Below are 26,359 nucleotides of genomic sequence, written 5' to 3'. Positions count from 1 at the left end.
TGGGTTTTTAGGGCTGTAGACCCCTCACACCCCCATCATACGAGGCGCTCTTGTTTTTGTCTAAGCTGAAAACTTAGCGTATACAGGAATGTTTACGAGTAAACGAACCCGCTGCGGGCTTTTAGGGACCCTACTTTCAATACTAAATCCCTGCTTCCCCAGAGCTCTTCCAGTTTGAAGACATGCTCTAGAAAGGCAAAAAAAATGACCTCAAACCACAATCTGTTACAGATCGTAATTTAAGGTTTCATTCATTAAAAACTTATGATTTTCAGCCCTAAGGATGTATCCATCTGACGTCGCTATCCTTAAGCTTCGGAATCCAACCGTTTGGAGGCGCTTGATCGGAAACGATAACATGCACCTCATGAAAATCAACAATTTTGGCCAATGTTCGTTTAGCGATTTTCGACTCATCTGCAACTACAATCACCGTCTCTGAACAACGAATTAATTCCCTGGTCAGTACCGCCTGCTCGTAGTCATAGCTTGTGATCCCATACTCCAAGGAAACACCATCCACAGAAATAAAGGATTTATTGACATAGAAATCCTCCATAATTTTCTCAGCAATCGGACCGGATACCCGCAAGTGTTTTACGTTGACTTCTCCGCCTATCAAAATAATTTTACCGTCGAAGGCCCCGCGTTTTTTATTTTCAATCAGTAACATCATCGCTGGTATAGAGTTGGTCAATATCGTTACATTATGCTTGCCCTCTAAAAAATGAATAATTTGCAGAGCCGTACTTCCTTCATCTATTATAATCACATCGTTGTGATCAATTAACTCCGCAGCGAGAAGCCCGATCTTGCTCTTAGCCTCAGCGTTTAATAATTCTCTTTCATAAAGAGGAGGCTCCATTCCCACCTTGAACTTAACCGCACCGCCATATATTTTTTTTAACTTATTTTCTTTTTCCAGCTCATCGAGATCTCTTCGTATCGTTTCCGTTGAAACTTCAAAGAGCAAAGAAAGCTCTCTGGCAATCACTTTGCCCTTCTCATTAAGCAGATTCATAATACTGATCTTTCTATCCTCCCCAGCAAGCGACAACTTGCTCCCTCCCTTAACATAGTTTCAAAATCCATCCTGCGTATTAGGTGATGACCTTGCCGGTTTCTTCATCGAAAATATGAATAGCCTCAGAGTCTAGTGTAAGATAAATACGTTCATTATACGACACATTCAGATCCGAAGGGCTTAAAATACGAATAAAATTCGTCGTGTTTTCATTATCGCCCAACATGACCTTGATCAATTTCTCCCGCCCAAGCTGTTCGACCAGCACGACCTTTGCCGGAATACTATTCTCCAGCTGTACTTTGGAAATCTGAAGATGATGAGGCCTTGCCCCTAGGGCTACCTTTGTTCCTTTAAATTCAGCGTTCAATTTTTTAGTCGATAAAAGCTTATAGTCAAAGCCATCTCCACGTAATATACGTTCATTTCCGTTGCGGAGCAAATCACATTTCAGGATGTTCATGGGCGGATTCCCCATAAAGTGTGCGACAAACAAATTAACAGGCTTCATAAATAACTCGTCCGGTGTACCGTACTGCTGAATTTTCCCATTTTGCAGGATCGCGATTTTATCAGCCACTGCCATCGCTTCTTCCTGATCATGGGTCACAATAATTGTTGTAATTCCCAGTTTCAGCTGCAGGCGCCGGATTTCGTCGCGGACATCAACCTTTAAGCGGGCATCCAGATTTGACATAGGTTCATCCAGCAGCAGGAACAAGGGGTCTTTAGCAAGTGCCCGGGCCATCGCTACCCGCTGTTGTTGTCCGCCTGAGAGCTGGCTTGGCATCCGGTCTGTCAATTGATCAATTTGCAGCATTGCAGCAATCTCTTGGGCTTTTTGATGACGTTCTTTTTTCTTCACTTTCCGTTGCTTTAATGGAAATGCAATATTATCAAGGACAGTCATATGCGGATAGAGCGCGTAACTTTGAAATACCATCCCGATATCCCTGTCCTTAGGCTCCACATGATTTACAATCTTCCCGTCAAAATACACCTTTCCGCTCGTAGGCTGCAGAAGTCCGGCCAGAATCATTAACGTGGTTGACTTGCCGCAGCCGGATGGCCCTAGAAGCGCGACAAATTCTCCCCGCTTAATATCCAAGCTGACATTTTCCAGCGCTGTTGAATCGCCAAATTTCTTCGATATTCCCTCTAGTTTTATCATACGCCTTTGGAACCTCCTATGGTCACCTTCATCATCGTCCGTTGGGTGAATAGATAAAATATGCCGATTGGAATGGTATAGAAGAGTCCAATAGCTGTAATTAGCCCAATATTTGTAACCTTATCATCATCTGTAAAAATAAGTTTGGCCAGGTAACCGGCAAGCGTCAATTTGGTGTTATCGAAAATAAACAGCTTGATTAGCAGCCATTCCCCGTAAGCCCCCATAAAAGCATAGATGGCGATCGCTGAAATACCCGACAGCATATTCGGCAGAATAATCTGATAAAGACATTTGAATCGGCTGCACCCGTCAATCATGCCGGAGAATTCCAAGTCCCAGGAGACTTCATCAAAAAATCCCTTCAGAATATACACATGCCAAGGAATCATTCCTGCTGCCGACAGTACAACAACTGCAAATACGGTGTTGAGCAGCCCTAAGTACATCATTATAAAAAAGCTTGTAATCAATAATGTAATCCCGGGAAAGGACCCCATAATAAACAGAAATTTCAAAGCAAATCCTTTGCCAACAAAATTCAACCTGGAAAAGGCATACGCAGCTGGAACAGCAACCAGAAGGTCTATCACCGTGATGAGCAGCCCAAACACAACCGTATTCATCACAATCGGCCAAATCATCGGAAAACTTATTCCTTCAAGAACAAAAGATCTCCTTAAAAACTGCCAATTCTCCCAAGACAATCTCCCTGAATTATAGTTGTATACCGACGATACAAATAACCAAATGATCATAAAAATGATAGGCAGCATTAACAGGACCATGAAGAAATGAATCATATTCCGTTTGCTGAATTTCCATAAGCTCACAGGGTTTCACCACTCTTATCTAGTATGGTTAGTCTTCTATCCGGGGAGGACGAATCAGTTTATTGAAATCAAATATCCGAAATAACAACAGGGTTAGCAGAAGTGAAATAATGACCACTATGACCGATATAGCAGCGCCATATCCATACGCCAACCGATTAAAGGCCTGCTGATAACCATAGAGAGCCAACGTTGTGGTATCAAACACGGGACCGCCTCCCGTAGCAAGCAAAATAAAATTATAGCTTGCAAACAATCCGATCGTCGAAGTCACCGTAACGTACATAATCGGCCATTTTAATGCAGGAAGTATGATGTCCTTAATAATAGAACGGTCTTTGGCTCCATCCACCCTTGCTGCTTTATATATATCTTCGGGAATTGAATTGATCGAAGCCGAGAACAGAATCATACCCCCCGAGGCACCTGAGATGACTCCGGCAACAATAATAATTAATAGTCCTGCTTCATTGAACCAGGATACCGGTTGTTCCAGACCAAAGTACATGATGACTTTATTCGCAAATCCTCCTGGTGTCGGGTTGAATATATATTTCCAGAATACAACATAGACTAAGCCAGGCATGGTGCTCGGAATGAGCCATATGACACGATAAAGGGCACCTATTCTTTTATTTTTCACCAGATACTGTGTGCAAATCGCCAAGAGCAAGCTGAAAGCGACGGTAAGGATTAAGGAGAAAAATACATAAATCAGGGTTATCTTAATGATCGGCAATAAATTAATGTCTGCAAGGATTTGCCGGAAATTCCCCAGCCCGATGAAATCCGCCTTCATCTTACGATCTAGATTTGTTGTGGACATCCATATAGTCGCAAATGCAGGAATGACAAAGAATAATAAAGTTAAGATCGCAAACGGCGCCAAAAACAGATAGGGGTAAGATTTTTTCTTCAATCTGGCTAAATTCATTGGCCCCTTCCTCTCTCATATGTACGGCTTGCCATAGGAGGACTTTACAATCCTGCACTATGCAAGCCGTTGTTTCTTCTATTATCGAAAGTGTTGCTGCAGGCTATCTGAAAATGACTTGGTCCTGATCCACATTTTGCTTATAGTTTTCTTCGAATAACTTATAGGCTTCTGCTGCCGATGCACCATTAACCATGATTGCTTCAAGACCTTTAATTTGCTGCTTCAAATAATCAGGGTAGGCAAGATGCGGCGGACGTACCTTGGTATAATCCAGCATGTACGCTACGTCATGTAAAAATCTTAAATCACTAAACCGTGGATCTTCTTGTCCCGATTTTGTTACCGGCAGTTTGCCTGAGGCTATGGTGTGGTCCATTTGTAAATTTGGAGCCATTGCCAATTCAATGATTCGTTGAACATAAGGCATTTTCTGCTCATCTACCTTGGAGCTGACATAATACAGACGCGGATTGGCCAGTGAACCCGGCTCCCCGCCCTTACTTCCAGCCGGAATTAGAGTAAAGGTACTGTTTGCATAAAACCAATCCTCGAATTCCTTATCCGTTTTCCCGTAAGCTTCCTTCATACTATTGTATGATCCGGTACCTCCAATGAAAAACATGACATCACCGTTAACATAATATCCGAAGCCCACATCTTCCAATGCAGCAAAGTCCTTTGTAATGGCACCACTCTTAATCCCTTTCTCCCAAAAACTATAAGTATCTGTAATGCCCTTTTTATCGAAAATCACTTTACTTTGTTCCTGATCGTAAGGCTCAAAGCCCATCATTTGGTTGTTGATGTCCTGAACACTGATGTTGTCGAGCCCATCACTCACCAAGCCGTACTTCGTCACCTTTTTCTCAACAGCTTCAGTAGCAATGTTCAGCATATCCTCCATCGTCCAATCCCCTTTAAGCACCCGATCCGGAAGTCCTTCAATATCCGCATCAGACCAACCCAGTGTTTTTAAAGCTGTTATGTTTATATACAGAGGGGAAGCGTCCATATCCTGAATTGCACCGTATACATGCCCTTGGTATTCCATGATATCCCATAGATTTTGTGGAAGAGTTTTGAATACCTCCGACTCCTTCAGCCAATCAATGGGTTGAATAAGTCCTGCATCCAGTTCCCAGCCAATATCCAGGCTTGAATTCATAGAAATATCGCGGTATTGGCCGGCTTGGGCTTGTAGAACAAGTTCATCATCACCAACAGCCGGCAAAATGTCGGCAACTACTTCTACATTTTTGCCTTGTGCCGTCAACTCTTCATTCAAGGCTTTAAAAGCAGCTGCATAGTTTGACATCCGGGCACCGTAATCGTCCTCACCTACACTGATTTTAATAATTTCTTTCGTCTTGGCATCCTTCGGTGCATTAGATTTATTCTGAACATCTGCCGCAGAAGCTGCTTCTTTCCCCGTATTATTCTTCGCACTACATGCTCCCAATACGACGGTCAATCCTAGCAATACTACAAATAGCATGGATAATTTGGTCCGCATCTCCATTTCCCCTCATCCCATTTTTTATAATCTAGTACAATATTAGTATAAGATTAGAGTGTAATAAGAGGATTAATTCCAAGTTAAATATATGTTTTCATGTTGTTTTATTATGCTTTCATGTTGTTTACCGTGGAAACACTTGCGAGATCGCCGTTTCAATACACTGGAGGGCATGCTGCAGCTGCTCTTGAGTTGTAATTAAGGGCGGTACCAAGGTTAACACGTTGCCATTAGAAACCTTAAAGCTCAGTCCCATCTCCATACAGCGGTACATGACCTTTTCTGCCCCTTCTACCGCCTCTTTCTTCGTTTGGCGATCGGTAACCAGCTCAATCGCAGCGAGCATTCCAATCACCCGGACATCCCCAATGACTTCATGTCTATTCATCATGGCCATCAGCTCCCGCTCCAGATAAACTCCCATTCGCTCCGCATGTTCGAGCAATCCATGCTGTTCAATATATTCGATTGTCGCCAAAGCAGCGGCACAACCTACTGAGCTCTTCTCATGGGTATAATGCCCGAGGGATATATCATGAGCCACATCCAAGCCTTCACGTGCAATGATGCCCGCCATTGGAAATAATCCGCCCCCAAGCCCTTTGCCAATAACCACAATATCCGGAACAATATCGTAATGCTCATGAACGAACATTTTGCCGGTTCTCCCGAGGGCTGTTGGAATTTCATCCAGCACAAGCAGAACACCGGATTGATCGCATATTTGACGTAATCTTTGGAAATACGCTTTCGGCGGAATCTGCACATCTGTGCTGCGTACCGGCTCCATAATGACTGCCCCGACATCTGCCTCCCGCTTCAACATGTATTCCAGATAATCAAGGGTTTTCGAGCCGTCAGGATCGGAATTCCCATAGAAGCTGCGATAGGAATTATAAGGCATCATATGCTCTGTTCCCGGCAGCAAGGGTCCCATATGGTTTCGGAATACACCTTCTCCTCCTACAGAAATCGCATCTAGGCTTGCCCCGTGGAAAGAGTCCCAAGTAGAAATTGTCTTGAAGTTTCCCGTCGCTTTACGAACAAGCTTCATCGCGATTCCAATGGCACTTGTACCCCCAGGTGTGAATAACACCTTATTCAGATCACCAGGGGCCAGCTCCACGAGCTTGCATGCTAATTGAACTGCAACCGGACTCGTATAACGCCGCGGCAGAAAAGGCAGCTCGTCCAATTGCTTCTTGACCGCATCAATAACATAACTGTTCTTATGCCCAACCTGATGCACGCTGTTACCGTGAAAATCCATATATTTGCGGCCATCCAGATCTTCTAAATAGATGCCTTCGGCATTTGTAATTACGTTCAAACAAGGCGTCGACATCGATTGATGCAGAAAGTAGCGGCTGTCTTCTTCTAGAACTTCTCTAGTGTGGCGGCTTAAATTCGTTTCTTGCCATTGCTCGCGTTCTGCCGATAGATTAATGTCTCCTTCACTTCTCTGATAAGGCTTAATATCCATGCGGGCTGTCCCCTCCCAGCAAACGGCTGTTAATCGTTTCAATGAGACCAGGCAGCTGAGACATATCCTCAATAACATCATGCGCTCCATACTCGATAAACTGCTGCTTAGCCGCTTCAACTAGAAGCTTCAAAGCAGCCGGCTCCATCTCATTCACTTCCTCCTGCGTCAAACCTAATATGGAGCTGCCTTTAACGATGCCAACCGCCCATACTCCGGCATTTCTTGCCTCTTGCATGTCCGACTTCGTATCCCCTACTTTTACGATTTGAGAAGGCATACCCATATCCAGATGAATCATATTCGCGTAGATCATATAAGGATACGGGCGCCCTCTGCCATGGACAGAATCAGGAGTCAGCCAATAATCTGGTGCGTAACCGTTCATCTCTGCCCTGCTTGCGACAATTTGCATCATGGTGTCGTTATATCCTGTCGTCCCGCCAATTCGTAACCCTGACTTTCTGAGCTGCTGCACGGTATCGACAACATACTCAATAGGTTCAGCAAATCGATGTAAGATTTCAAGAAGCTTCGGTTCAAAAGCATCATGCAGCTGATCCACATCGCTGTCGGTGAATGGACGCCCCATCTTTTCTTCAAATTGACTGCGTATCCGCGGCATTTCCAGCATCATCTTGATATGATCCCATTTTAGGCACCCCATTGGAGCTCTGACTTCTTCCATCGTCGGTTCGATCCCAATCATCCGGAAGATATCGAAGAACACATGCACGGGAGCCATACACCCATAATCGACCGTCGTTCCGGCCCAGTCCAATATTAATCCTTGTATTTTCATAAACGAATCGCTCTCCATTCATTCCCCATTGTTTGTCGCATAGGCCAATATTGCCGCACACAAACCCACCATATCTTCTAGATGCACATCGCCAATTGAACCGATCCGGAATACTTGTACGTCGCTTAATTTACCTGGATAGATTACATACCCTCGCTCTTTCAGAAAGAGATACATAGACTCAAAGCTGTAATGCTCAAAGTCCGGATACCTGAACGTGGTGATAATCGGCGACTGCAGCGCTTCGGGAAGGTATGCTTTAAATCCCGCACTTTCCATTAAATGAACTAATATTTGTTGATTCTCAAGATATCTGACATAACGCCGCTCGACTCCGCCTTCTGCCTCTAATTCAAGCAAGGCCTGAGAGAAGGCCCGTACCACATGCGTCGGAGAGGTGAACCGCCACTTCCCCTCCTCCTGCTCCATCACTTGCCATTGATCATACAGATCTAATGATAATGACCTTGCATTATGCTTACACTTTGCCAATTCATCCTTGTTACAGAGAACAAAGCTGAAGCCAGGTACGCCTTGAATACATTTATTTGAGCTGCTGACTAAGTAATCAATGCCCCACTTCTCAACTTCTACCGGTATCCCTCCAAAGCTGCTCATGGCATCGACAATAGCTATTTTCCCGTGTCTCTTAATCGCCTGTACCAGCTGTTCGAGCGGATTAAGAATACCTGTCGTTGTCTCACAATGTACGAACGCAACATGGGTTATCGCTGGATCTTGCTTCATCAAGGTATCCAATTGCTCTACATCAATAATTTGGCTCGGGGCGAATTCTAAAGTTCGGTAACCAATTCCGAGTATCCCTGCAATTTGTTCAATCCGTTTGCCATACGCTCCATTAGCCAGAATAAGGAGTTTGCCATCCTGGGGGATAACCGTTCCAATCGTTGCTTCGATTCCGAAGGTTCCACTTCCTTGCATTAACACTGACGTATAACGGGCTTCCGATGCTCTGCCTATATGAAGCAGCTTGCTCCGAATCAACTGAACGATATGTTTATAACTGTCATCCCAGGTACACCAATCCTTCAGCATCACTGCTTTGACGGAAGGTGTTGTGGATAACGGTCCCGGTGTTAATAATAAATAGTGGTCTCCCATCGTAGTACCTCCTACATATTTCGAACAAGATTTCTTGCCCATTTATTTGATCTGTATCTGAAATAGCCAAAACCTGCCTTCGCAACTTCCTCGAATACGAACAGCATATACACGATCTCGACAGGCAGGTAAAAGACATACACCCCAACAAACACTAACGGAAGAGCAATAAGCCAGGTCGTGACTAAAACTAGCTTCATTGTGTACAGATTATCGCCGCCCGCTCTGAACATGCCGACAATCCACAGGTTATTTAAGAAGAACATGATCATCACTACAGCTTGAATAACCATCACATGCCGGAAGGAGGTTCGCACCTCAATGCTAATGTTGGGGAATAGATGTACAATGTACGGATTAAGCAGCAGTATAAGAGCTCCAACGACTATACCCGAATAGAGGGCAATCCGCGTGAATTTACGGGCATAAATAAGGTATTCACCCGATTCGACTTGACTTAACTTCTCGCCAATCATGACTCTGGCTGCGTACGCAAACCCGAAAATTCCCATCATGAAATATCGGTTAAACGTGAGCGCTAATTGGTAAGTTGCTAGAGCAGCCACTCCTAAATGACCAAAGGCTACCGCATATAACATATTGCCAACCGACCACATCCCTTCATGGAACAAGAGCGGCAGTGTGGTTATGTATATTTTTCGGGCAAAATCCCAGCGCAGAGAAAGAATTTCTTTCAGCGTGACATTGAAATAATATTTGTTCCAATAGACATAACCTAGTAGAATAACCGCGCTGAGCATAGAGGATACTAAGGTTGACCAGGCCGCTCCAACAATACCGTACACAGGAAAACCAAGCTTCCCGTAAATAAGCGCATAGTCCAGTAAAATATTGACGAACATAGCCATAACCCCAACAATCAGAGTCAGCTTCACCTTACCTATCGAACCCAATGCGTTGCTAAAAACATCTTTGATAGAATTAATTAAGAAAACGAATACGATCACAGATAAATATTGAACGCCATATGCGATTGCTGATTCATCCTGGATAAAAAGTGAGATTAACGGCGCTTTAAACATAGAAACTAGAATAAATACAACTAATGAAAGGAGGATGCTTGAGATCAGCATAAGAGCAAATGCTTTTTTAACATTTACAAAGTCTTTTACTCCATAAAATTGTGTAATGTAAGCTGAAATACCATAAATCGCTGCAAGAAGCATTCCAAGAATAAAGCTGATTTGACCCACAGCAGCCGTTATGGCAATCGCCGTATCCCCTAATCCTCCGACCATTAATGTATTGATCAAAGAAAATGAATTCCCGAGTAGCATTTGAAGTACGGAAGGGATGACTAACCTCTTCATGTCTTTACGAAATTGCATATCAGAACCGTTCATCTCTGCCCCTATTGCAGTTCATCCGGAAAAATTGGATTTGACCATGCAATATTCCCTTCGAAATCAATGCATTCCACGCGAATATACTGCTCTGTACCCTCTACCTTGAACTCGCCGCTGGTAATGGGAGAAGCATCTTTGTTATATAACGCACGCCCATTACTGGGATGTGTAATAAACTTAATAAATTTTACCGGTGAGCATTTGATTTGCAAGAAGCCATTCTCTACCCGCAGATCCAAAATTTCCGGCCCCTGTGAAGAGTAGAACTGTCCGCTCTTTAGCGCCGTGATCAACGTTTGCTGCTCCAGCTTGTCCGCATCGACCGAAATCCATCCACCGAAAAATTCCGAGATTACCTCATCTATACGCCCACCATGAGCATCATCGGCAGCCACGCCGAACACTTTACGCCCGTTCTTCAGTAAATAATCCCAATGGCGAACGCCGTACCCGACAGCTTCGTCGATTTCGGACTGGTGATTATAAATTTCTACCGCAAAATAGTTCTCTAGCTTCAGCAAATCCTCAGCGCGGTTTCTGGACCATTCCGGATGATTCATAATAATTAAATTCCCTTTATGCCTCATCTCTTCTATCAGGGCCTGGATCGTATCCAAGCTTTTATATTCCGGCTTCGCATGTTCTTCGTCGTGCTGGAATCCATATTCTGAGCCTAGCGATTTATCGAAAAGCCCGTGTATATGGTATTGCTGGCCCGTTTCTTTCCTGCTCATTTCACATGCCATTTCATAACCATCCAGCATGATAAATTTGTCGTCGTCATAGCTATCGGATTTGAAATAAATTTCATGATCGCTTAAACACATGAAGTCATAATCCTTATTCTTATAAGCTTCGATTACAACCTCAGGAGCATATTGCCCATCGCTGCGAGTTGAATGGGTATGGAGATTCCCTTTGAATTTGCGCTTACTCTCGTCTAAATAGATTTTTGACTTCATAGCTATTCTCCTCCCTGCAGCAAATCGGATACAAATACAGGGTTGGACCATGCCACCTTCCCTGTGAAGTCAATACATTCCACGCGAATATATTGCATATCCTTATCGACCTCCATGGACGCTTGAGTCAATGGCTCACCGCTCTCAAAATCCCCTATAAAAGCTCCTCTTTGGGGAAATGATTTAAACATAATAAATTTACAGGGAGAGCACTCGATCGTGAGTTTGCCGTCCACCACCCGCAGATCGTAAATTTCCGGACCGCTGCTGGAATAAAATTCACCTTGCTTCAAGCTTTTCACAAGATCCACTGGGTTCAGCGCTGTCGATTGCACCTGTACCCAGCCTCCTCCGTATTCAGGAAATCTCCAATTTGGATCATGTTCGTGAGAATCATCCGCAGCAATACCGAATACTCGTTTGCCATTCTGCAGCGCATGATCCCAATAAGCTGCGCCATAAGAGCTTGTGGTCGACCACTCCGTAGCATGGTTGTAAATCTCTATCGCGAAAAATCCATCATATTTAACCATGTCTTCAAATCGGGTCAAGTGCCATTCCGGATGGTTGAAGATGACCAAATTCCCGTGCGCCCGCATTTCGTCAATGAGCAGTTGGGGCGAGTGGTCCCCTACCCATGGAATCGGCACCGGGAACTGCTCTAAATGTTCGAATCTTTCCAGCTCTGAATCTGCGGTAGGATCATTTAACACACCGAAATGGTAGCCTGGATTTTTATCTGCAACCTGGTTTAATCCCCCTCGTTCCATCCCTGGGAGAGTGACGAAATCAACCGTATTGAATTCTTCCGTTCTGGCATAAATATCGTGGTCGGTAATCGAAATGAAATGATAGCCCTTGGTTTTAAAAGCTTCTACTACTTGTACTGCAGGTAAACTGCCATCCGACCAAGTGGTATGAAGATGCAGGTTGCCTTTATATTTAGTCTTTTCCCGGTCTAAATAAACTCTATTAATCATAACTTGCCCTCCTAATAATTTACGTTGTTTTCATGTGTTTTCATTTTGTTTTCTGTTGTTATTTTGATCATACAACCTGGAGTAAGAGCCTTTCAAGCCATTCGCTTATAATTAACAGTGGGCTAACAAAATTCATCATCCGTTAATAAAATTGCAGCTTACGGACATCAAAAACGGACATAAAAATAGAAACGGAAGAGTTCTTTTATAGACGTCTCCCGTTTCTCAGAGCAATAAATATTATATTTTCAATCATACTCTGCTTTTGTTAGTCCAATATTATGCGTAATCATAAATACAGCAAGCAGCCATACCTTTGTACAAACTAAAGAAACCTAAAAGGTTGCTAGACCTTTAAGGTTTCCATGTTATTCTTTATTAGCAACAGGAATCTGGATTCAGCTTCTTAAACACCTCAAAGCTCCGGGCCGCACATTCAGAAATCGGGATGGGGTGGAACCCATTGATTTCTGCATACAGGATATCATTTAATGGTGCAGTCCATGAGCTAGGAATTGCCTCTGCTCCTAACATAGCGCCCATAATAGAGCCGACTGTGGCCCCGTTGCAATCTGTATCCCAGCCACCCAGAACCGCTGTGGTAATGGCTTTTTCGAAGTCCCCTTGACCGAAGATCAGTGAAGCCGCCACCAAAGCCGCATTGTTGTTGGTATGAACCGGATTATAGTGCTTGAAGGCTTCCCATATCCGGTTAACCAACTCCACTTGATCCTTCGTGCTACGTGCAATCGCAACAGCTTCCCTAACATCCTTCGCCAATCTGCTGGCAGCAGGAATCTCGCTTAAGCCGATTTCGACGATCCGCTCAGGATCGTGTTCCGAGAATGCAGCAGCAATCATGGCGGCTACGAACATTTCTCCATATATGCCGTTCTTTACATGAGAGAAAGAAGCATCACGCCATGCCAGTTCAGCCGCTAGCGCCGGTTTGCCGGCTGCGCCATAGGCTAATCCGTCTGCCCGGATCTGGGCGCCGATCCATTCACGATAAGGATTCAGATAGGTACGGACCCAATCCTTCTGCTGTTCCCAGTCTGAATTCCGGGCATTCCCTTCATTTTCCAATAAGTTGTTAAGATGTGAGGTTACCTGAGCAAAGTTTAAATACGCCTGCGTTTCAGCTGTACATACCTGAGAATAAGACAAAACTCTATGCCATAACAGACCCACATCCCAAGAATCCCACTCCAGCCCTTTTTCTTCCAGCATAATGAGGCCAAGGACCGTATACCGGATATCATCGTCGCTCTCCATGTAGCAGATGTTTTCACGCAGGCTCTTAGGGGAGACATTAGCAATGTTCAGACCAACCTCCTTTTGTGCACGGGATTGGGCAGGTACGTAAGTCGTTATAGGCCATGCGTCTGCACCTTGGAACCAAAGCTGAACATTCTTCCAGCCTGGATTGCCGAAGCTGCCGGCCATATATTCCCACTGCTCAAGGGGTTTGCCAAGTGCACAGCCAACACTGCGTCCAAGCCATGCTCCATAAAATTTGTCCCGCCAGACTGGCTCGGAATGTTGCGGATGAAGCACTCTCGGCCCTTCCGGACGTTCTTCATCCAATTCAGACGGCTCGGCAAACGGGAAATCGGGTCTAACCGGTAGCCTCATCAATTGCTCATATATTGCCATTAATTGTTCACGATCATTGCCTGCCGTCTCAATCTTTTCAATAAAGCCCTCTGTATTGCAGCCTTCATCTCTGCGCTGAATAACCTCTTCTTTCACCAAGCGCTGTAAACTATCCCATCCTGCCATGATCCGCACCCCAAACTTTGTATTTTATATTCATTATAGAACCTGTTTGGAGGAGAGGCTTCTCAATAACTATAGGGAAATTCTCAAATATTGCGAAATGTTTGATATTGCTGCCGGTATTCAATTGGAGAAAGCCCAATGATTGATCCAAATAAACGGTAGAACGTCGATACACTTTGAAACCCACTTGAGAAGCATACTTCGGTGACATCCAGGCTGGTATTCACGAGTAAACGCTTCGCCTCGTTGAGTCGGACCTGCAGGAGGCAATCCTTGAAATGGCGCCCGGTTGCTTCTAGAAATACGTGGCTTGCACGTGAGGGGCTGACTCCCAGATATTTAGCAACCTCCTGAAGGGTTAAAGCTTCCGTGTAATGTTCCTTAATGTAATCCATCAGTTTCCGGTACTCCCTGATCGTACGTGTCAGCTTCTGCCAATCCTTCTGTTGCAGTGGGATTGAGCGATTCCGAAGCAGGAGGGTACATATATGCAGCAGTGTTGCTTTTACCATGCTGGAGTACCCCTCTTGTTTATCGACAAGCTCGGATCGGACCCGTTCGATGAGTTGTCTTAATTCAATGGCTAGGGGTTCGCTGTGTGGAATCCGGTTCTGATAGAGTCCGTTAGAATAACAGAAAGGAATCAGGAGCCTCTCGTCCTCTGTAAGCAACAACCCTGGATCGAAATTCAGAAAGATATATGTACTTGGGTCCTCTTCATCAGACCAGGCAATATGCAGCTCCGAATGGTTAACTATGAATACATCACCAACCTGAACAGGGTACGTGTTTTCTCCGAAATGAAACCATCCCTTTCCCGAAATACAACAGCCGATCTCTAGACTGGAATGGTAATGCAGGGGCTGCATGAATGTGTTCGGTGACCAAACAAAAGCATTAACGGGTATTTCATGCTCATACTGTATGTTTAATTGCTCTCCTTCGCTCATGCATTCACCCTCCTATCGTCCAATATTCATAGAGTAGCATAAGCGGTGTAAATTGGGATATAACGTGTTACTCCATGAACAAAGGCGTAAGGAAAAAGGAGAGAAAAGTTGTAGCAAAACAAATAAGCAGCAAAAGCTGCAATTTTTTTTGTAAGAGGTGGTGTGCAAAAAACAGATAAACTACGATGCACAATAAAAAAAGGATAGTATTAAAAAGTAAAGAATCATAGTGAGTTACTGTGAATAAGCTACCGCCGCCAATAGAAAAGATTATCCCTATAACTAAAAACCACATCCACACTCCAACTGCAGCGCTTAAAGCAATAAATAGAAAACTCATTATCATTTTGTACTCCTTCGACCCGGTAAAATTATATTCCCATTCCATCCATCCGCTGACCGAAATATCAGGATTAAATTGTAAATGCACCCTTCAAAAATCATTATCGGAATATTTTATTAGTACATGTAGGTTTCTTTTGTTTTAAATGAAATCGTTGATACCCCTCCTTAAGATTGGTTGGCACGACGCCCCGCACCTATCTTTTGAAGAGCAAAATTCCGCCGCATGCAAAGAGGGCTCAAGCTTATCCGCTTGAGCCCTTTACGTGTTATTTACGGTTTCATGAATAGCTTTGCCATAGGTACTATTCTAGTTCTGCTTGCATCTGCTGAAGGATTTTCTCCACACAACCTTCCAAACCATCCCTAAACGTATCGACCTTCAGGTCATACACCTCTTCCATATGGACAAACTCCAGCTGCTCTTTGGCTTGCCCGATTCTGCGGTCTCCTCTTTCCTTTTCCCTGCGCTCAAGCTCATCTAGCGGGCAAAACACGCCCACAGACATCACCGGATATCCGGACAGGCTTTTTTGCCAGTCCTCTCTTGTAAAGGCGTCATGGATCACATGATCCACGATAAGATTAACCCCGGTATCCGCGAACATCGCAATCGTCCGGTGGAAATAATACTCTGTTGCAACAGGAATTAGCCGATTATTGTCCCGGTCCTCCATCTGTTCGATGACAAGGTCGAAACTATCTAGACTATAATGGAAATAATCCGGCAGTTTGTTTAATAATGCCTTGGCTACCGTTGTCTTGCCGGAGCTTGAAACTCCATTTAATAAAATGATATTCCCCTTTTTCATGCTTAACTCCTCCGGTAATTAATTGCTTTTCTTAGCGATAATATGTGTAAATATGGCTATATCCCTGTATGGACTGTGATTGCCGATTTCAAGCTCCAGCCGCATAGTCTGGTTATGCCATTCTTCAGTCTGCTTAAGCTCATTATCAGCGATATATCCGTACAGATTATGTATTCCAAAATGACCTTCAATCTCATAACCCGCTTCGTTGAGCCATTCCACTAACTTAGAGTAAGGATATACTGTGATATCCGTTTGAATAATGCCGCTATACTCCCGGCTGCTGCCTATACTTGCAAGCGCATCTTCAGGATCTTTTTTAAGAATAGCCTTTTTCATTACCTTCGCCACCGGATTATGAGCGATCAGTGACAAGTAGCCATTTGTGGCTTGGCAGTTGCTGATCTGCTGGATAAAAGGCTGTGGATCCTCCGTATATTCAAGAATGTTATGGCAAAAGATCCAATCGTATTTCCCCAAACTCCCGGATGCCTTTTCAAAAGAATTCTCCAAATAAGACACTTCCGGTCCAGCCTTTTTGGCGAGCTCGATCATCTCATGGGCAGGCTCTACCGCTGTTACCCGATGCCCTTTCCTGCTGTACTCATTACTGGAAATACCGAAGCCGCAGCCGATGTCCAATATAGCTTGTGCTTGCTCACCTAAGAACCGGTCTATTTGATCCCAAGCCGTCTGATAAAATAATCGGCCCCAAGGCATTTGCGTATAATGCCAATAGGAATCCAATGCCGCTGCAAAAGCACCCGCCTTACTCATCGTTTATCCCTCTTTTCAACTTAGATAATGTTACTTAACATCATAGGTGTTGCGGATCAAGTCTCCAACAGAATTCACTGGTCACTTGGCATTGTTGCTGTCATCTTATTATCGAAGCTCCAGGCAATGACAGTTGCACTGTCACGGCCTTTTTCCTGATGTACCTCCATTAGCGCAGCACCGATGCACTCCTTCATATCCCTTGCCGAATAGAAAGCATCAAACAGCTTTTGCGGATTTGCATAGGACTGTGCCCCATATTCCAGAAGACCGTCAGTCGTCATGACGAGCACTTGATGTCCTTCTCTCAGTTCTCTGACTCCAGTTGAATAGCAGGGAACAGGCTGGGCAAAGGTGTTGGCATACCCGATCCATTCATAATAATTCCGCTGGTTCAATAAGAATTGCCCCCGGGCAGCGAGGTCCGGATGAAGCAGGTAGAGTGAGTTGTCACCGACAGACAGCCACCATATGTAATTCTCTTTGCGGGCGCAGAGCAGGCATGCCGTTTCACCGGTCACTTCCCTGCATCTGTTAATGAAGGCTTCCGAGGTAAAGAGGGATAATAGATACTCCTGTAAAGCATCAAAAGCCTGTGATATGGGCTGTGATAGATGTCCGGTAATTTCACTGGCTGCACTGTCAATGGTGCTAACCAGCAGCTCTGCACTTTCTGCCGTTTTATGGGCATCCAGCAACATAACGAACTCCCAGCTTCCGTCCGGGTCAAGCAATACAAAGAGGCCGTCTTCGTTTTTGTCCGCACCTGCTGCAGTATTTCCGCCATAACAGCCGATAGCCATATTACCAAAATTCATGGCCGCAGGATCGTCAAGGTACATTGCGTGACTGCCTACCCAGCTAAACTTAATCTTATCCCGTTCCATTTTCGCCTCTATCTCCTATCTATTCACTCTAGTACCTCTCTACAATGGACCAGACAATCTTATCGTCCGGGGCATTTTTGGGATTCAGCTGCTTTAGTGCTTTTATCCACAAAACTTGGATTCTTCTTGTACACATCCCACTGCACATCCGCGATATTCTCGCTTACAGCGATTCCATTGATCGTCAGTGAAGACAAGTCCGTAGATTCAACACCGAACGCAGCCACCTGATCTCTTCAGCCCCGTTTTTTCATATACCCACACGCTTTCTTCATGTTATATTTGTCATATCTATCCAATCCGTAAAGCAAGAAAATCAAATTAACTATGCTGTAATCCGCCGGGAGGACTGAAGTGCAAATGCTGTGGTCTTTGTTCATCGCGATTCTATTATCGTTTTCGTTCAGGATTGTTCAAAAAGTAATTGGGCTTATCTATAAGCAGCATCTACGGTTCTCTGTCTATTATTGGGGAATTATGGTTATCATTGCAAGCTTATTAATAAAAAACACTTATGTCTACAGCTTCCCGAAGAATCTGTCTACGGTGCTGCCTTTATTCCTTATCATTCTGATTGTCAATTGCCTCATCTCGAGATCCTCCGGCTATTCTCCCTCAGGCAGGTTTGACCGGTTCAACTTCGTGATTATCTATCCCGTGCTCGAAGAGATTGCCTTCCGAGGGCTGGCTCTGCCCGTTCTCACCCGTCATCACAGCCTCGGCCAAATTCATCATACGCCTGTAATCGAACTCAGCTTCGCTGTCGTAATCACAGCTGCGCTCTTTGCAGTCTCCCATTTACAATATTATAAGCTGAACAGCCAGAGCATCAGATTTATGATATTCGCATTTGCCGGCGGGCTGTTCTTTGGGCTGATCGCCCAGGTAACAGAGTCTATTGCGCTCACTGTCCCACTGCATATCGCTTTCAACGGTTCAGCGGCCTTTTATGCGTATTTGATCGCCAAGAAACAATCCAACTCTATGTTTAGCTGATCTCTGCTGCCCAGTTTCGCTCTTCATTTATTTCTATGTATACAAAAAAAAAGCCCCCGGCCCTAAACTACAGAGCCAGTGCCTCTTCCGTGATCCGTTTGATATCGATGGAGGACAGTGTTTCCTCATTGACCATATCCGGCAAAATCTCAGCCAGGAAATATTCCACGCATTTCAGGTCTATGTTCTTGATTTTGATCAGAGCATTGCGGTACATAACCACAAACTCCTTTTCCGTATTACCTCTTTGCAGTTCGGCGAATGCCTCGTAGACCTGATCCATCTTGTCGGCTACCTCCAGAATCAGCCCCTCCAGCGATTCATCCTTGCCTTCACGCAATTGATGAAAGAAGATGCTTTTGAAATCCTCGGGAATATGCTCTTCAATGAAATTGTGGACCATGCCTTCCTCGACCTGCTGGATTAAAGAACGCAGCTGCAGCGAGGAATGTTTGACCGGTGTTTTGATATCGCCGATAAAAATTTCACCGTAATCGTGGCTGCTCGTAATCTCGTATAGCTTCTTCCAGTCAATAACTGCACCATGCTTTTCTTCGATATCTGCCAAGGTTTTGGCGTACTGCACGACCTTCCAGGAATGGGCCGCTACACTGTGCTCCTCGAATTTAAATTTCCCCGGACAGCGGATGATCCGTTCCAGTTCGTTCAGAGAGCGGAAATATTTATGAATACCCATGGGGCCAGTCCTCCCTTATCTTCATCATATGATCCGGCTGTTTACAATCTCTTAAGCTATCGGAGGAATAGAGATAATAACAGTATAGGTCCCCATTGTTAAATGCGGATAAAGCAGTTGACTTCTTATGTTAAAAGAGAGAAAGGCGTTCTCCCGGCACAACATATTACAAATGGCAGAAGGCCTTCCTTTCCCCGTTGTACTGTTCATCCCCGCCTTACTGCGGAACCTTTCCCCGCCTCAGGTCTGGATTGAAAAACAGTCTTCAGGCCGTTTTTCCGAACTTCATATAGCCTTACAATAAGTACATAGACACCGGATATTAAAAAAAGATTCATTCTGGTAAATCCCAATGGAGAGGACGCGATTCAACCATGACAAAACTATTCCGTTCCGAAAGAGACAAAAAGCTTACCGGCTTATGCGGAGGATTGGCCCGTACACTGAACATTGACGCCACACTTATTAGACTGCTTGTTGCGGTCACTGCCGTCTTCAGCTTCGGCACCGTTGCTCTCATTTATATAGTGGCCAGCCTCATTGTCCCTAAAGAGCCTATTACCAGCTTCACGGATGACTACCATTCTTTTTAATCAATTTAAATTAAACCATTGAAACCATTAAATTCATCCAAACCTAAAGGAGAAATGAACATGAGCATATTCCAAAGAATCACCACCCTGACGAAGGCAGCAATTCACGAAGGTCTGAATAAACTGGAGGATCCGATTCTGCTAACTGGACAATATTTGCGGGAACTCGATGATAAAATTACAGGCGCTGAAAATAAACAACGCGAATTCAAGGCAGCTGCCAATGTGCTGGAGCGTCGTATCTCCGAATATCAAATCCTTGCGGAACGCAGTGAAGCGGATGCGGTCAAAGCAATGAGCGAAGGAAATGAGCCTGCAGCCAGAGCCGCTGTAATGGCTAAGCTGCGCTACCTGGAAAGCGAAGCAGAATGCACGGCAGGTCTGGAAGAAACCCGGCAGACTCTGGCTGCCCTGGAAGTCAGCATCCAAAGTGCCAAAGCAGAGCATGAGCGCCTGAAAGCCAAAAGAACCGAGCTGGCTGCCCGTGCGCGTAAAGCGGAGGAACTGGCGAGACAGCAGGCTCAGAACAGCGGTCACCCTGCTTATCCCGGAACCCGGGGCCATGTTATCAACGCCGGTACAGCATCACGCGGTTTCGAACGGATGGAAGACAAAATCAGCGAGTGGGAAGCACTTGCGGAAACCTCCGCACACCTATCTGCTGAAGCAGCAGATTCCCCGGTTAACAGTGCAGTAGAAGCCGAGCTGGAACGGCTCCGCAGCAAAAAAACGGACAGCAGCAAGTAACTAAAATACACAAAAAGGATACTTCCCTTTCAAGGGAGAGTATCCTTTTTTGTGTACTATATAGATTGAACTCAAGGTTATAGAGTACAGGATCAGTCGCAACTACGGTGAATATTTGGACTTCCGGCCGCTGTTGTCTTCAAATTTCTTGATTTTAACCGCTATTAACGGTAGAAATCCGAAGACAAAGGCGGACGCTACCACTCCTCCAGTTCCAAAATCCCCCTCCGTTGCTCCTTTCCCTTATCTCAAGTTTTTAAGTTCAATCTCTATAATCAGGGGTATCAGGATTAAACTGCCTGTTAAACCAGCTGACCTTATCCTCAAATTCGTCCTGCGGGCTCCGTCGACTTGGAATAACGGTTCTCCGGTACCGGTATACCGAGATTTCCGCGCAGTGTATCGCTTTCGTATTCGTTACGGAACAGTCCCCGTTCCTGCAAAATCGGCACCACCCGGTCCACGAATTCCTCCAGGCCGCTCGGTACAGCGGCAGCTATCATAAAGCCGTCTGCCCCACCGGACTCAAACCAGTGCTGGATTTGATCCGCCACCTGCTCCGGTGTGCCAATAAAGCTGCTGCGCGGGGTAGCAGATTGCAGAGCGACCTGGCGCAGTGTCAAGCCTTGCTCTTTGGCATTTTTCTTTATTTTGTCCGTTCCGCTCTGGAAGCTGTTTCGGCCCAAATCGCCAAGCTCCGGAAACGGCTCATCCAGTGGATACTGCGAGAAATCATGATGCTCAAAGAATCTGCCCAGATAATTCAGCGCGTTCTCAATCGTCACGAGGCCGGCAACCTCCTGGTATTTGTGCTCCGCTTCCTCCGGGGTATCGCCAATGATAGGCGCAATGCCCGGGAAGATCAGCACCTCATCGGGATTCCGGCCGAACGAAGCAATCCGGGCCTTCACATCCCGGTAGAATGCCTGCGCTTCCTCCAGCGTGTCATGTCCGGTAAAGATGGCATCGGCCTCTTTCGAGGCGTAATTCTTTCCGACCTCTGAAGAACCTGCCTGGAATACAACCGGCTGTCCCTGCTTCGAGCGGGCAATATTCAGCGGTCCTTTTACAGAGAAGAATTCTCCTTGATGATCCAGCGTGTGCATCTTGTCCGGATCAAAAAAGACGCCGCTCTCCTTATCGCGTACAAACGCGTCATCCTCCCAGGAATCCCATAATCCGCGCGCCACCTCCAAATACTCTGCGGCGATGCGGTAGCGTTTGCCATGGTCAGGATGCTCTTTCTTGCTGTAATTCAGAGCGGAGCCTTCCAGCGGAGAAGTTACAACATTCCAGCCTGCCCGTCCGCCGCTGATCACATCCAGAGATCCGAACTGGCGGGCCACGGTAAAGGGCTCACTGTAGGAGGTGGACAAGGTGCCTACCAGGCCTATTTTGCTGCTGACGGCAGCCAAGGCGCTGAGAATGGTCAATGGCTCGAACCGGTTCAGGAAATGGGGAATGGATTTCTCATTAATATATAAACCGTCCGCTATAAAGATCAGGTCCAGCTTGCCTTCCTCGGCCTTTTGTACCCACTTCTTGTATAGCTCAAAGTTCACACTCGCATCCGGCTGGGCTTCAGGATGACGCCACATCGAGGTGCTTCCTCCTACCCCGTGCAGCAGCGCCCCCAGTTTCAGTTGTCTTGGCTTGGTCATATCCATTCCTCCTCTTAATTATTGAATATAAGAAGCTGCGCTAGCACTCTGCTTGATACGTTCGATCTGGCCAAGGTGGGTCTGTACATGTGCGGTAAACAAACGTACGATGTCCGTAATCCTGACCGTTTCCCCTTTGAAGTTAATGCCGCTTTTCTCCCAGTCTTCCGGGTTGAGCCGTCCGAGGAGTAGGCTGTTGTAGTGAAGCAGGCTGCGGAACAACTCCAGGCTGTCGCCGGCATTCCCGCTGTTGGCATACTGGCCGCTGACCCAGGCATCCTGATTAAAGACCGGCAGCTGCACTTCGGTACCCGCCAGAATATCGCGGATACGGAATGAAACCACTATGCTGTGATCGGCCAGATGAGCCAGCACCTCGGTTACACTCCAGCTGGCTGGCCCGGCCTTCCATTTTAATTGCTCCTCCGTCAAATCCTCCAGTGCCTGAACCAGCTGCTGATGCGTATTCAAATAATCCCTGATTTGCACATTGCCCATTAGATCCCCTCCAAAAGTTGTCCGGCTTGCGATTGACCCGGTGTCTCAAAGCGTGCTAACGAAAACGGCCGGATATTGTGGCGGGTTTGTCCGTCTGCCGCTAAGTCAGCCAGGATTTCCCCCACAACGCTGGAAAACTTGAAGCCATGCCCCGAGAACCCGCTGGCCAGAAGCACATTCGGATGAAGCGGATGACGGTCGATAATAAAATCCTCATCCGGTGTATGCTCATATTTGCAGACCGCCCCCTTCAGCAGCCGTCCGGCTGCGCCGGGCATATACGCCTCCAGCACACGGCGGAGATCCCCTTCGTCACTCTCTTCAGTGCCGAAAGGAGCCAGCTTCTCACCCGGCTTCCATTCCAAGCCCGTGTCATGCCGTCCGATCTTCAGGCCGGCTCCGCCAATACTGGGAAAGCCGTAATATCCGCCTTCCTCGGTGCCCAATGTAAATCCGGGGAAGTTTCCGCTGTCAAAGTCAGGCGCACTCTGAAACCAGCCGACAACCTTGCGGATCGCCTTAATCGGCAGTGTGATGAATGGCGACAGCGCGCCAAACCAGGCCCCGGCACTCAGAATGGCCGCCCCTCCATGAATCTCCCCATTCTTCGTGTGGACCGTGACACTTCCTTCGCGCGCAGTCACATGAAGTACTGCTGTATTCGTCAGCAGCTCTGCACCATGAGCCAATGCCAGCCCGCGGTAAGCGGCGATGCATCTCTCACTGTAGAGATATCCGGCATCCGGCTCATACATGGCTTCGTACGAATCCGGGAGGTTCAAGGCAGGCCACCTCCGGCGGATTTCCTGTGCATCCAGCTGCTCTACTCGTACCTTCTGCTTCCCGGCTTCCGCCAGCCGACCGAGGAAGGAGTATACTGCGCTGTCTGCCAGATTCAGGACTCCCGAAGGCACAAGCAGTTCGGTTCCGCTTTGCTGCTCCGCTTCTTTCCACAGCACATGGGCACGCAGGGCCAAGTCAGTATAGGTGGGGTCACCGCTGTAGGCATGCCTGATCAACCGCGGCTCTCCGTGATGGCTTCCTTCCGTATGCGGCGGATCGAAGGCATCGATCAGCAATGTCTTGATCCCCCGCCGGGCGAGATGATAACCGGCACTCATGCCCATTGAACCCGCCCCGACGATAATCACGTCATAAACAGAGTGTTTCGTTATGTCACTGCACCTCCCTCCGAGGAGAACTGTTCCAAATAACGTACAGCCAGATTGCTGAAGAATGCGGCGCCTACCGGCAGTGCACGTTCATCGAGATTGAAGGAAGGATGATGCCACTCCCGGCTTCCGGCGGTGCCCATAAAGACGAACAATCCGGGAACCACCCGCTGATAAAAGGCGAAATCTTCGCCAGCCGGTGAAGGCACCGGCTTCACGGAGGTGTAGCCGAGCTCCTCTGCCGTCTGCTCTCCAAGCCGTGCAAGCGCGGCATCATTGACTACCGGCGGTGGGCCTTCGATCCAGCGAACAGCCGCTTCTGCTCCTAAAGCAGCGGCTACACCGGTCGCCACCTGGCTGAATCGCTCAAGCACCTCACCGCGCACCTGTTCATTGAAGGTGCGAATCGTACCTTCCAGCACTGCTGACTCCGGGATAATATTCCATGAGTTCCCGCTGTGAAGTTGCGTCACACTGATCACTGCACTGTGCAATGCGCTGACATTGCGGCTGACGATAGACTGGAGTGCAGTCACCACATGTGAAGCTGTCACGATAGGGTCGACTCCGGCCTCCGGCACAGCAGCATGTGATCCTGCTCCTTTGATCTCAACCACAAAACCATCCGCAGCAGCCATCAACGGGCCGCTTGTAATACCGATGGTTCCGACCGCCAGATCCGGCTTATTGTGCATTCCAATCACTGCACGGACATCTTTCAGCACCCCGCTGGCTATCAGCTGCTGTGCACCCTTCGCCTTCTCCTCCGCAGGCTGGAACAGCAGGCGTACGGTTCCCTTCAATTCCTTCTCCCGTTGTTTAAGCTGATAAGCAGCGCCGATCAGTGCCGCGGTATGAAAATCATGTCCGCAGGCGTGCATTTTACCGGGATGTTGTGAGGTATAGGGTAATCCGGTTTCCTCCTGAATCGGCAAGGCATCAATATCGGCACGCAGGGCGATTACCGGCCCCTCCTGCAGTCCGCCGATCTCCGCGACAACGCCGGTCTTCAGCCCATAATCCAGGGCAGTTACTCCGGCCTGCTCCAGCAGGGCAGTAATATATTTCGTGGTTTCATACTCTTCGTTGGACAGCTCCGGGTAACGGTGCAAATGGCGCCGGACCCCGGTTATGATTTCATAGAACGCCTCCGCGCTGGGCTCGACGGTTTTGCTAGTCATGAAAGCCCTCCTTCCCTTCGATAATGTTTATCGGACTAGCCCTTCTTGTCAGGCCTCCGCAGGCACTTCAGCCAGTGCTTCATGCAGCAGTTCAAAGGAATGGACCCGCTTATCGAAGGGCTGCACATTGGTCGTGATGATAAACTCGTCGACGCCTGATGCTGAGGACAACGCCAGCAGCTGTTGCCGCACGCTGGCTTTTGTCCCCTTTGTAATTTCCGGCTCCCGCTCTTCTATGGTGTAATCTTCCGTACTCTGCCGGGTAAATTCCTCCGCCTGCTCCCGGGTAGCAACCGTCAGTGTCTTGCCGCTGGCCAGATTAATCCTGATCAGCTTATGCGCTCCGGCCAGTTCTTTGGCCTCCTCCTCGGTTTCGGCAGCCAGGACAGACAGCGCAATAATTGCCCGGGGTTCTTTTCCCGGCGAAGTCTCGAAGTTGTTGCGGTAAGTCTCGATCGCTTCCAACGCTATCGCCTGATCCCCATTGATGAATAAAGAGAATACGTACGGCAACCCCAGTCCGGCAGCGATTTCCGCACTGGCTACACTCGCACCAAGCACATAAATTTCGGGAGGTGTCCCTGGAATCGGGCCTGCCTTCAGCCCCGCCAGCGGATGGTCTTCCTCCAGCCGGTTATGTACATACTTTTCGAGTTCGATAATCTTGTCCGTCAGGCTGGAGGGTTCAAAGCTGCCCTGCTGCAATGCCTGTGTGCTCCTCGGCAGTCCCCCGGGAGCACGGCCAACCCCCAGATCCACCCGCCCCGGTGCAAGCGAAGCCAGCACGTTAAAGTTCTCCGCTACCTTATAAGGGCTGTAATGCTGAAGCATAATACCGCCGGAGCCGATCCGGATACGTTCCGTCTTGGCGAGCAGATGAGAAATCAACACCTCCGGGGAAGAACCCGCTACCTGCCCGGAGTCATGATGCTCCGAAACCCAGAAACGGCGGAATCCCAGCTGCTCGGATAATTGCGCCAGCTTAATCGTATGCAAGAAGGCTTCTTCCGGCGTTTCCCCCGGATAAATTGGACTTTGGTCGAGGACACTTATTGTAATCGCCATAT

General features: G+C 46.9%; 26 protein-coding genes. 3 read left to right on the top strand and 23 right to left on the bottom strand.

Going from position 1 to position 26,359, the window contains the following annotated elements:
- Window positions 1–277: 277 nt before the first annotated feature.
- From ACAN56_RS33365 to ACAN56_RS33285, 17 genes are all read right to left on the bottom strand, one after another.
- A complete protein-coding gene (locus tag ACAN56_RS33365; protein ID WP_038587416.1) occupies window positions 278–1,057 on the bottom strand; it encodes a DeoR/GlpR family DNA-binding transcription regulator in 780 nt (259 codons plus the stop codon).
- 43 nt (window positions 1,058–1,100) lie between these two features.
- A complete protein-coding gene (locus ACAN56_RS33360; RefSeq protein WP_379148145.1) occupies window positions 1,101–2,195 on the bottom strand; it encodes an ABC transporter ATP-binding protein in 1,095 nt (364 codons plus the stop codon).
- The gene (locus tag ACAN56_RS33355) at window positions 2,192–2,839 is read right to left on the bottom strand and encodes a carbohydrate ABC transporter permease (protein ID WP_156130827.1); all 648 of its coding nucleotides are present in this window, start codon (window positions 2,837–2,839) and stop codon (window positions 2,192–2,194) included. Before ACAN56_RS33355 ends, ACAN56_RS33360 begins: the two co-directional genes overlap by 4 nt.
- Window positions 2,840–3,056: 217 nt before the next feature.
- The gene (locus tag ACAN56_RS33350; RefSeq protein ID WP_379148142.1) at window positions 3,057–3,947 is read right to left on the bottom strand and encodes a carbohydrate ABC transporter permease; all 891 of its coding nucleotides are present in this window, start codon (window positions 3,945–3,947) and stop codon (window positions 3,057–3,059) included.
- A gap of 118 nt (window positions 3,948–4,065) precedes the next feature.
- Window positions 4,066–5,478, bottom strand: a complete 1,413-nt coding sequence (locus tag ACAN56_RS33345; RefSeq protein ID WP_379148140.1) for a type 2 periplasmic-binding domain-containing protein — start codon at window positions 5,476–5,478, stop codon at window positions 4,066–4,068.
- 127 nt (window positions 5,479–5,605) lie between these two features.
- On the bottom strand, window positions 5,606–6,964 hold the full coding sequence (locus tag ACAN56_RS33340; protein WP_379148138.1) for an aspartate aminotransferase family protein: 1,359 nt from the start codon (window positions 6,962–6,964) through the stop codon (window positions 5,606–5,608).
- On the bottom strand, window positions 6,954–7,766 hold the full coding sequence (phnX, locus tag ACAN56_RS33335) for a phosphonoacetaldehyde hydrolase (protein WP_379148136.1): 813 nt from the start codon (window positions 7,764–7,766) through the stop codon (window positions 6,954–6,956). Before phnX ends, ACAN56_RS33340 begins: the two co-directional genes overlap by 11 nt.
- A gap of 18 nt (window positions 7,767–7,784) precedes the next feature.
- Complete coding sequence (phnW, locus tag ACAN56_RS33330) at window positions 7,785–8,888, bottom strand: 2-aminoethylphosphonate--pyruvate transaminase (RefSeq protein ID WP_379148134.1); 1,104 nt, start codon at window positions 8,886–8,888, stop codon at window positions 7,785–7,787.
- Between the two features lie 11 nt (window positions 8,889–8,899).
- Window positions 8,900–10,252, bottom strand: a complete 1,353-nt coding sequence (locus tag ACAN56_RS33325; protein ID WP_379148132.1) for an MATE family efflux transporter — start codon at window positions 10,250–10,252, stop codon at window positions 8,900–8,902.
- Window positions 10,253–10,260: 8 nt separating this feature from the next.
- Window positions 10,261–11,217 carry a PHP domain-containing protein gene (locus ACAN56_RS33320; protein ID WP_379148130.1) on the bottom strand — a complete coding sequence of 319 codons (957 nt, stop codon included), beginning with the start codon at window positions 11,215–11,217 and terminating at the stop codon, window positions 10,261–10,263.
- Window positions 11,218–11,219: 2 nt separating this feature from the next.
- Window positions 11,220–12,197: a PHP domain-containing protein gene (locus tag ACAN56_RS33315; RefSeq protein ID WP_379148128.1), complete on the bottom strand. Its 978-nt coding sequence runs from the start codon at window positions 12,195–12,197 to the stop codon at window positions 11,220–11,222.
- Between the two features lie 378 nt (window positions 12,198–12,575).
- Complete coding sequence (locus tag ACAN56_RS33310; protein WP_379148126.1) at window positions 12,576–13,979, bottom strand: ADP-ribosylglycohydrolase family protein; 1,404 nt, start codon at window positions 13,977–13,979, stop codon at window positions 12,576–12,578.
- 83 nt (window positions 13,980–14,062) lie between these two features.
- On the bottom strand, window positions 14,063–14,929 hold the full coding sequence (locus tag ACAN56_RS33305) for an AraC family transcriptional regulator (RefSeq protein WP_038587392.1): 867 nt from the start codon (window positions 14,927–14,929) through the stop codon (window positions 14,063–14,065).
- A gap of 647 nt (window positions 14,930–15,576) precedes the next feature.
- Window positions 15,577–16,083: a chloramphenicol phosphotransferase CPT family protein gene (locus ACAN56_RS33300; RefSeq protein ID WP_038587388.1), complete on the bottom strand. Its 507-nt coding sequence runs from the start codon at window positions 16,081–16,083 to the stop codon at window positions 15,577–15,579.
- An 18-nt stretch (window positions 16,084–16,101) separates the two neighbouring features.
- Complete coding sequence (locus ACAN56_RS33295; RefSeq protein ID WP_379148123.1) at window positions 16,102–16,860, bottom strand: methyltransferase domain-containing protein; 759 nt, start codon at window positions 16,858–16,860, stop codon at window positions 16,102–16,104.
- Window positions 16,861–16,934: 74 nt separating this feature from the next.
- Window positions 16,935–17,747, bottom strand: a complete 813-nt coding sequence (locus ACAN56_RS33290; protein WP_379148121.1) for a PP2C family serine/threonine-protein phosphatase — start codon at window positions 17,745–17,747, stop codon at window positions 16,935–16,937.
- 59 nt (window positions 17,748–17,806) lie between these two features.
- Entirely contained in the window at window positions 17,807–17,974 is a 168-nt protein-coding gene (locus tag ACAN56_RS33285; RefSeq protein WP_156130826.1) for a hypothetical protein, read from the bottom strand.
- A gap of 133 nt (window positions 17,975–18,107) precedes the next feature.
- Here ACAN56_RS33285 and ACAN56_RS33280 point away from each other — a divergent pair, with 133 nt between their 5' ends.
- The gene (locus ACAN56_RS33280) at window positions 18,108–18,743 is read left to right on the top strand and encodes a CPBP family intramembrane glutamic endopeptidase (protein WP_052091873.1); all 636 of its coding nucleotides are present in this window, start codon (window positions 18,108–18,110) and stop codon (window positions 18,741–18,743) included.
- A 67-nt stretch (window positions 18,744–18,810) separates the two neighbouring features.
- Here ACAN56_RS33280 and ACAN56_RS33275 read toward each other — a convergent pair whose 3' ends face one another.
- Entirely contained in the window at window positions 18,811–19,440 is a 630-nt protein-coding gene (locus ACAN56_RS33275) for a YfbR-like 5'-deoxynucleotidase (protein ID WP_038587382.1), read from the bottom strand.
- A 374-nt stretch (window positions 19,441–19,814) separates the two neighbouring features.
- On the opposite strand from ACAN56_RS33275, the gene ACAN56_RS33270 reads away from it, so the two are divergent.
- Entirely contained in the window at window positions 19,815–20,033 is a 219-nt protein-coding gene (locus ACAN56_RS33270) for a PspC domain-containing protein (protein WP_038587380.1), read from the top strand.
- A gap of 60 nt (window positions 20,034–20,093) precedes the next feature.
- Window positions 20,094–20,780 (top strand): PspA/IM30 family protein, encoded by a 687-nt coding sequence (locus tag ACAN56_RS33265; protein ID WP_038587379.1) that lies wholly within the window; start codon window positions 20,094–20,096, stop codon window positions 20,778–20,780.
- Window positions 20,781–21,103: 323 nt separating this feature from the next.
- On the opposite strand, the gene ACAN56_RS33260 is transcribed toward ACAN56_RS33265, so the two are convergent.
- The 5 genes from ACAN56_RS33260 to ACAN56_RS33240 are packed head-to-tail and all read right to left on the bottom strand — an operon-like array spanning window position 21,104 to window position 26,357.
- A complete protein-coding gene (locus ACAN56_RS33260) occupies window positions 21,104–22,441 on the bottom strand; it encodes an LLM class flavin-dependent oxidoreductase (RefSeq protein ID WP_038587378.1) in 1,338 nt (445 codons plus the stop codon).
- Between the two features lie 18 nt (window positions 22,442–22,459).
- Window positions 22,460–22,939: a DinB family protein gene (locus ACAN56_RS33255; protein ID WP_038587377.1), complete on the bottom strand. Its 480-nt coding sequence runs from the start codon at window positions 22,937–22,939 to the stop codon at window positions 22,460–22,462.
- Window positions 22,939–24,114: an N-methyl-L-tryptophan oxidase gene (gene solA, locus ACAN56_RS33250; protein WP_379148160.1), complete on the bottom strand. Its 1,176-nt coding sequence runs from the start codon at window positions 24,112–24,114 to the stop codon at window positions 22,939–22,941. The genes ACAN56_RS33255 and solA overlap by 1 nt, the downstream gene beginning before the upstream one ends.
- Window positions 24,111–25,292: an amidohydrolase gene (locus tag ACAN56_RS33245; RefSeq protein ID WP_379148116.1), complete on the bottom strand. Its 1,182-nt coding sequence runs from the start codon at window positions 25,290–25,292 to the stop codon at window positions 24,111–24,113. Before ACAN56_RS33245 ends, solA begins: the two co-directional genes overlap by 4 nt.
- Window positions 25,293–25,340: 48 nt before the next feature.
- Window positions 25,341–26,357, bottom strand: a complete 1,017-nt coding sequence (locus tag ACAN56_RS33240) for an LLM class flavin-dependent oxidoreductase (protein ID WP_379148114.1) — start codon at window positions 26,355–26,357, stop codon at window positions 25,341–25,343.
- Window positions 26,358–26,359 lie beyond the last annotated feature (2 nt).

This window comes from Paenibacillus paludis (assembly GCF_042610515.1).
Taxonomy (GTDB): Bacteria; Bacillota; Bacilli; order Paenibacillales; family Paenibacillaceae; genus Paenibacillus_AQ.
This window is presented reverse-complemented; position numbering and strand designations above follow the sequence as displayed.

Excerpts from the sequence above, each read along its gene's own strand:
- ACAN56_RS33360 (WP_379148145.1), bottom strand. The coding sequence starts at position 2,195 with ATGATAAAACTAGAGGGAATATCGAAGAAATTTGGCGATTCAACAGCG.
- ACAN56_RS33355 (WP_156130827.1), bottom strand. The coding sequence starts at position 2,839 with ATGATTTGGCCGATTGTGATGAATACGGTTGTGTTTGGGCTGCTCATC.
- ACAN56_RS33345 (WP_379148140.1), bottom strand. The coding sequence starts at position 5,478 with ATGCGGACCAAATTATCCATGCTATTTGTAGTATTGCTAGGATTGACC.
- ACAN56_RS33340 (WP_379148138.1), bottom strand. The coding sequence starts at position 6,964 with ATGGATATTAAGCCTTATCAGAGAAGTGAAGGAGACATTAATCTATCG.
- phnX (WP_379148136.1), bottom strand. The coding sequence starts at position 7,766 with ATGAAAATACAAGGATTAATATTGGACTGGGCCGGAACGACGGTCGAT.
- phnW (WP_379148134.1), bottom strand. The coding sequence starts at position 8,888 with ATGGGAGACCACTATTTATTATTAACACCGGGACCGTTATCCACAACA.
- ACAN56_RS33325 (WP_379148132.1), bottom strand. The coding sequence starts at position 10,252 with ATGAACGGTTCTGATATGCAATTTCGTAAAGACATGAAGAGGTTAGTC.
- ACAN56_RS33320 (WP_379148130.1), bottom strand. The coding sequence starts at position 11,217 with ATGAAGTCAAAAATCTATTTAGACGAGAGTAAGCGCAAATTCAAAGGG.
- ACAN56_RS33315 (WP_379148128.1), bottom strand. The coding sequence starts at position 12,197 with ATGATTAATAGAGTTTATTTAGACCGGGAAAAGACTAAATATAAAGGC.
- ACAN56_RS33310 (WP_379148126.1), bottom strand. The coding sequence starts at position 13,979 with ATGGCAGGATGGGATAGTTTACAGCGCTTGGTGAAAGAAGAGGTTATT.
- ACAN56_RS33305 (WP_038587392.1), bottom strand. The coding sequence starts at position 14,929 with ATGAGCGAAGGAGAGCAATTAAACATACAGTATGAGCATGAAATACCC.
- ACAN56_RS33300 (WP_038587388.1), bottom strand. The coding sequence starts at position 16,083 with ATGAAAAAGGGGAATATCATTTTATTAAATGGAGTTTCAAGCTCCGGC.
- ACAN56_RS33295 (WP_379148123.1), bottom strand. The coding sequence starts at position 16,860 with ATGAGTAAGGCGGGTGCTTTTGCAGCGGCATTGGATTCCTATTGGCAT.
- ACAN56_RS33290 (WP_379148121.1), bottom strand. The coding sequence starts at position 17,747 with ATGGAACGGGATAAGATTAAGTTTAGCTGGGTAGGCAGTCACGCAATG.
- ACAN56_RS33280 (WP_052091873.1), top strand. The coding sequence starts at position 18,108 with ATGCTGTGGTCTTTGTTCATCGCGATTCTATTATCGTTTTCGTTCAGG.
- ACAN56_RS33275 (WP_038587382.1), bottom strand. The coding sequence starts at position 19,440 with ATGGGTATTCATAAATATTTCCGCTCTCTGAACGAACTGGAACGGATC.
- ACAN56_RS33270 (WP_038587380.1), top strand. The coding sequence starts at position 19,815 with ATGACAAAACTATTCCGTTCCGAAAGAGACAAAAAGCTTACCGGCTTA.
- ACAN56_RS33265 (WP_038587379.1), top strand. The coding sequence starts at position 20,094 with ATGAGCATATTCCAAAGAATCACCACCCTGACGAAGGCAGCAATTCAC.
- ACAN56_RS33260 (WP_038587378.1), bottom strand. The coding sequence starts at position 22,441 with ATGACCAAGCCAAGACAACTGAAACTGGGGGCGCTGCTGCACGGGGTA.
- ACAN56_RS33255 (WP_038587377.1), bottom strand. The coding sequence starts at position 22,939 with ATGGGCAATGTGCAAATCAGGGATTATTTGAATACGCATCAGCAGCTG.
- ACAN56_RS33245 (WP_379148116.1), bottom strand. The coding sequence starts at position 25,292 with ATGACTAGCAAAACCGTCGAGCCCAGCGCGGAGGCGTTCTATGAAATC.
- ACAN56_RS33240 (WP_379148114.1), bottom strand. The coding sequence starts at position 26,357 with ATGGCGATTACAATAAGTGTCCTCGACCAAAGTCCAATTTATCCGGGG.